Raw genomic sequence first — 4,108 nt, 5'->3', positions numbered from 1 at the left:
GGATTTATTACTCCAGAAGAAGGCAAGGATGTATTCGTGCATCATAGCTCAATCCAGGGTTCAGGCTATGCTTCACTTGATGAAGGTCAACCTGTCGAATTTGAAATCGAAGATGGTGCAAAAGGTCAACGTGCTATCAATGTAGTAAAAATATAACCAGTTGTTTTAAAAGCCCGCTATTTTTTGGCGGGCTTTTTTTATTTAAACTTCCAGACTAAACAACAATAATTAAATCTGCCATCACCACTTCTTAAGAGCTGCGGCTATAAATATCTCTAAGAAAGATGGGCCTTACTTAATTTAGATTTAAATTTGGATAAAACTAGCAAACACAGGGGTTGCTCTTAATCTCTTACCATTGTAAGCAATAATACGACTCTCTTCTGCGCTGTAAAATATATAGACCAAGAGAGGCTACATCTTTATACACGATTGTCTTAAATATTCCATCCATTAAGCTCCCTTTATACTCCTCTCTAAAGAGCCTGACCACTCTCTGTCCAATTCAAACAGGGGGGCATCTATAAATTTCCTATCATAATATGAAATCCTAAGATAATCTCCGCCTGTCTTACCAATAACTCTAAACGGAACTTTATTTCTACCGGCAATCTCTTTTATTTTGCTCAGAGATTCTTGGGGAGATGATATTATTACCCTAGATTGAGACTCGCCAAATAATAAGGCATCTGCTCTTATGTTAAAATTCAGATTGTCAATCTCTGCTCCTATTGTCTTTTCGTTGTTAGATATACAACATTCGGCTAAAGCAACAGCCAATCCGCCTTCAGAACAATCATGGGCTGAGCTTATTAAGCCCTTTTTTATTACCTCTAATACGGTAACATGCAAGGATTTCTCAAGGTCTAAGTCCAGCCTTGGAATCTCACCCCTAGTCAAACTATATATTTCTTTTAGATACTCTGATCCTCCAAGCTCCTCTTTGCATTCCCCCAATAAAATTATTAATTCATTATCTCTCTTAAAATACTGAGTAGAGATATTACTTAGATCATCTATTAATCCAATCATCCCTATTACAGGGGTAGGAAAGATAGTTCCTTGAGGACTTTCGTTATAAAGAGAGACATTCCCGCTTACAACCGCTAAATCAAAGAACTCACAACTATCAGCTATTCCCTTAACCGCTTGCTTAAACTGCCAGAACATGTCCGGCTTCTTTGGACTCCCAAAGTTAAGACAGTCCGTTACAGCCTGAGGTTCGGCTCCCGAACAGACTAGATTACGAGCTGCTTCTGCTACTGCAATCTGAGCGCCTTGATAAGGATCCAGGTAGCAGTACCTGCTGTTACAATCCATTGTAGCAGCTAAAGCATAATCACTGCCTTTTAAGCGAATAACAGCTGCATCCGATCCCGGCAAAACTAGGCTATTGGTTTGAACCATCGTATCATACTGCTCATAGACCCAACGCTTGCTGGCAATGGATGGAGAGCTTAGTAATTTAATTAAAACTTCATCATAGTTGATAGATTCAGGTATTTTACTTAAATGCAAAACTCTTGCTTTTTTCAGGTATCTAGGCTCTTTATATTCGGCATCATAGAGAGGGGATTCAGTCAAAGCAGATGCTTTCATATTTGCAACAATCTTACCCTTATCTTTAATAAGCACAGCATCGCCAGCTATCACTCTTCCGATGACAGCAGCATTTAAACCCCATTTTGAAAATATAGCTTTAATCTCATCCTCAAAACCTTTCTCGACACAGACTAACATGCGCTCTTGAGACTCAGACATCATTAATTCCCAGGGTTCCATACCAGCTTCTCTTCTGGGAACATTCTCTAGCTCTATCTCCATCCCCGACTCTCCAGCATAAGCCATCTCGCTAACCGAACAGGTCAATCCCGCCGCACCCATATCTTTAATGCCTACAATATGGCCTAGCTCTAAAGCCTCTAATGTTGCCTCGATAAGACATTTCTCCATAAAAGGATCGCCTATCTGAACAGCCGGCCTCCTCTCTTCTCCTTCACAAAACTCATTTGAAGCCAGAACACTACATCCGCCAATACCATCACGCCCTGTGCTAGCACCGACATAGAGAATAACATTGCCAACTCCTTTAGACTGTGCTCTAACAAGTTTCTCTTTATCGGTTATACCTATACTCATAACATTGACTAAACAATTTCCGTTATAACTTTCATCAAAATATATCTCTCCCCCAACGGTAGGAACTCCTACGCAGTTACCGTAAGATTGAATTCCGTCAACAACACCCTTTAGGAGATAGCGATTATAGGCGTCTTTTAGTAATCCAAAGCGTAGGGAGTTAAGCAACGCTATGGGCCTTGCCCCTGCGGTGAAGATATCGCGTAGGATACCTCCTACACCTGTAGCTGCCCCTTGTTTGGGCTCAATCTGAGAAGGATGGTTATGGCTTTCTGCTTTAAATATTATAGCCTTATCACCTATAATTATGCCTCCAGAGTCTTCCCCTATAAGCGATGGGGCCTTGCCTTTCTTAGGCAAAAGCTTGAGCCACTTCCTAGAGCTTACATAACCGCAATGCTCTGACCACTGAACAGAAAACATGGCAAGCTCTGTAGTGGTAGGCTCCCGATCTAATATTTTGACTATACTATCATACTCAACATCACTTAAACCCAAACTGTGGTATACAGAAGCATTTATCATATCTCTATTTTCCTTTCAGCCATGAGACAATTGAATTAAATATTAGCAGCCCATCTTTTGAACCAAGCTCTTCTTCAGAACTTCTTTCAGGATGAGGCATCATGCCCAAAACATTACCTTCTTTATTTGTAATACCTGCAATATTAAAAACAGCACCATTAGGGTTGCTCTCTTCACTAACCTCTCCTCTAGCTGAACAATATTGAAATATTATCTGATTGTTCTTTTTAAGATCCTCTAATCCTTTTTCATCGATATAATAATTACCCTCGTTATGTGCTATTGGTATCTTTAAAACCTGATTAGGCTTAGAGAGTAAAGCAAAAGGTGTTTTATTATTCTTTACAGTTACATAGCTGTATTTACAGATAAAATGAATATTTTTATTACGCAGCATAGCTCCGGGAAGGAGCCCTGCTTCAAGTAAAATCTGAAAACCATTACAGATACCTATTATAAGCCCCCCTTTGCGTGCAAACTCAATTATCCCGTCCATAACTGGAGAGAAACCAGCAATAGCCCCGGATCTCAAATAATCTCCATAGCTAAATCCTCCTGGTATAATCAAACAATCAAACCCATCTAGTTTGCGATTCTCATGCCAAATGTGCTCTACAGGTTGACCAAGCACATCCTTAATTACATAAAAACAATCCTGCTCGCAGTTAGAACCCGGGAATACAACTACTCCAAATTTCATCTAAACCTCTTTCTTTATACTAAATTGATAATCCTCAATTACTGTGTTAGCTAAAAGCTTTTTGCAGATCTCATCGGTCTTTTTACTTATATCTTCGACATCGTCAGAATCAAAAAGAATGGCGATAGATTTTCCAACCCTTACCTCTTTAAGAGATTCGTAATCTAACGATTCTAAAGCATGTTTTACAGCTAAACCTTGCGGGTCAACAACGGTCTTTTTAAGATGAACAGTTATATCCGCCTTTAACATATCTCTCTCCTTATTTTATATAAAATTTAAATCTTAAGAATATTTAACAATGCTTATCTATCGCTGATAACGACACAATGATCTTTGTCTAAAAATAAAAAAGACGTTCCCTAGAACGCCTCGTTGCTTTTTCATTTAAACGCTACCATGCGTTTCTTTTAATATACCACAGGGGAAGAAATTGTCAATTTAAATCTATATTTTTGCCCTGATGATAGAGCAAAACAATATCTCCAACTCTAGGCCCAACGTTTTGAACAATTACCGAACATTTGGCCGTAAAGAAAAAAGATTTCACGCTCAACATTAGACAGTGCTTCAAAATTCCCCTACCCCTTACTTTGTGTCCAAAAAGTGTCCAGAATTTAAAAGAAACCTCTGATATCTCTACAAAATTCTCCCTAAATTTGTTTGCATAATTAAAATATGTTATATTTATAACTAAGGGGAAGAAAAAACATGTTTAGTAACTTAAGAAAATTAGTAATCTTT

Annotated in this window: 4 protein-coding genes; 1 reads left to right on the top strand and 3 read right to left on the bottom strand. The window is 38.5% G+C overall.

What is annotated here, in order from left to right; genetic code table 11:
• Positions 1-156, top strand: a 156-nt coding sequence (locus P9X27_06705) for a cold shock domain-containing protein (GenBank protein ID MDP8254064.1), incomplete at its 5' end; no start/stop codon positions are given.
• 297 nt (positions 157-453) lie between these two features.
• Here the strand turns inward: P9X27_06705 and purL are convergent.
• From purL to purS, 3 genes are read right to left on the bottom strand one after another with little or no spacing between them, the layout of a single operon-like run.
• Positions 454-2,664 (bottom strand): phosphoribosylformylglycinamidine synthase subunit PurL, encoded by a 2,211-nt coding sequence (gene purL, locus P9X27_06700; GenBank protein ID MDP8254063.1) that lies wholly within the window; start codon positions 2,662-2,664, stop codon positions 454-456.
• 4 nt (positions 2,665-2,668) lie between these two features.
• A complete protein-coding gene (gene purQ / locus P9X27_06695) occupies positions 2,669-3,364 on the bottom strand; it encodes a phosphoribosylformylglycinamidine synthase subunit PurQ (GenBank protein MDP8254062.1) in 696 nt (231 codons plus the stop codon).
• Entirely contained in the window at positions 3,365-3,616 is a 252-nt protein-coding gene (gene purS, locus P9X27_06690; protein ID MDP8254061.1) for a phosphoribosylformylglycinamidine synthase subunit PurS, read from the bottom strand.
• Positions 3,617-4,108 lie beyond the last annotated feature (492 nt).

This window comes from Candidatus Kaelpia aquatica, assembly GCA_030765335.1.
Lineage (GTDB): Bacteria > Omnitrophota > Gorgyraeia > Kaelpiales > Kaelpiaceae > Kaelpia > Kaelpia aquatica.
Note: the sequence above shows the minus strand (reverse complement) of the source record. Positions and strands in the feature narration are given on the sequence as shown.

What these genes read in the sequence shown, in the direction of transcription:
- purL (MDP8254063.1), bottom strand. Translation starts at nt 2,664, where the DNA reads ATGATAAATGCTTCTGTATACCACAGTTTGGGTTTAAGTGATGTTGAG.
- purQ (MDP8254062.1), bottom strand. Translation starts at nt 3,364, where the DNA reads ATGAAATTTGGAGTAGTTGTATTCCCGGGTTCTAACTGCGAGCAGGAT.
- purS (MDP8254061.1), bottom strand. Translation starts at nt 3,616, where the DNA reads ATGTTAAAGGCGGATATAACTGTTCATCTTAAAAAGACCGTTGTTGAC.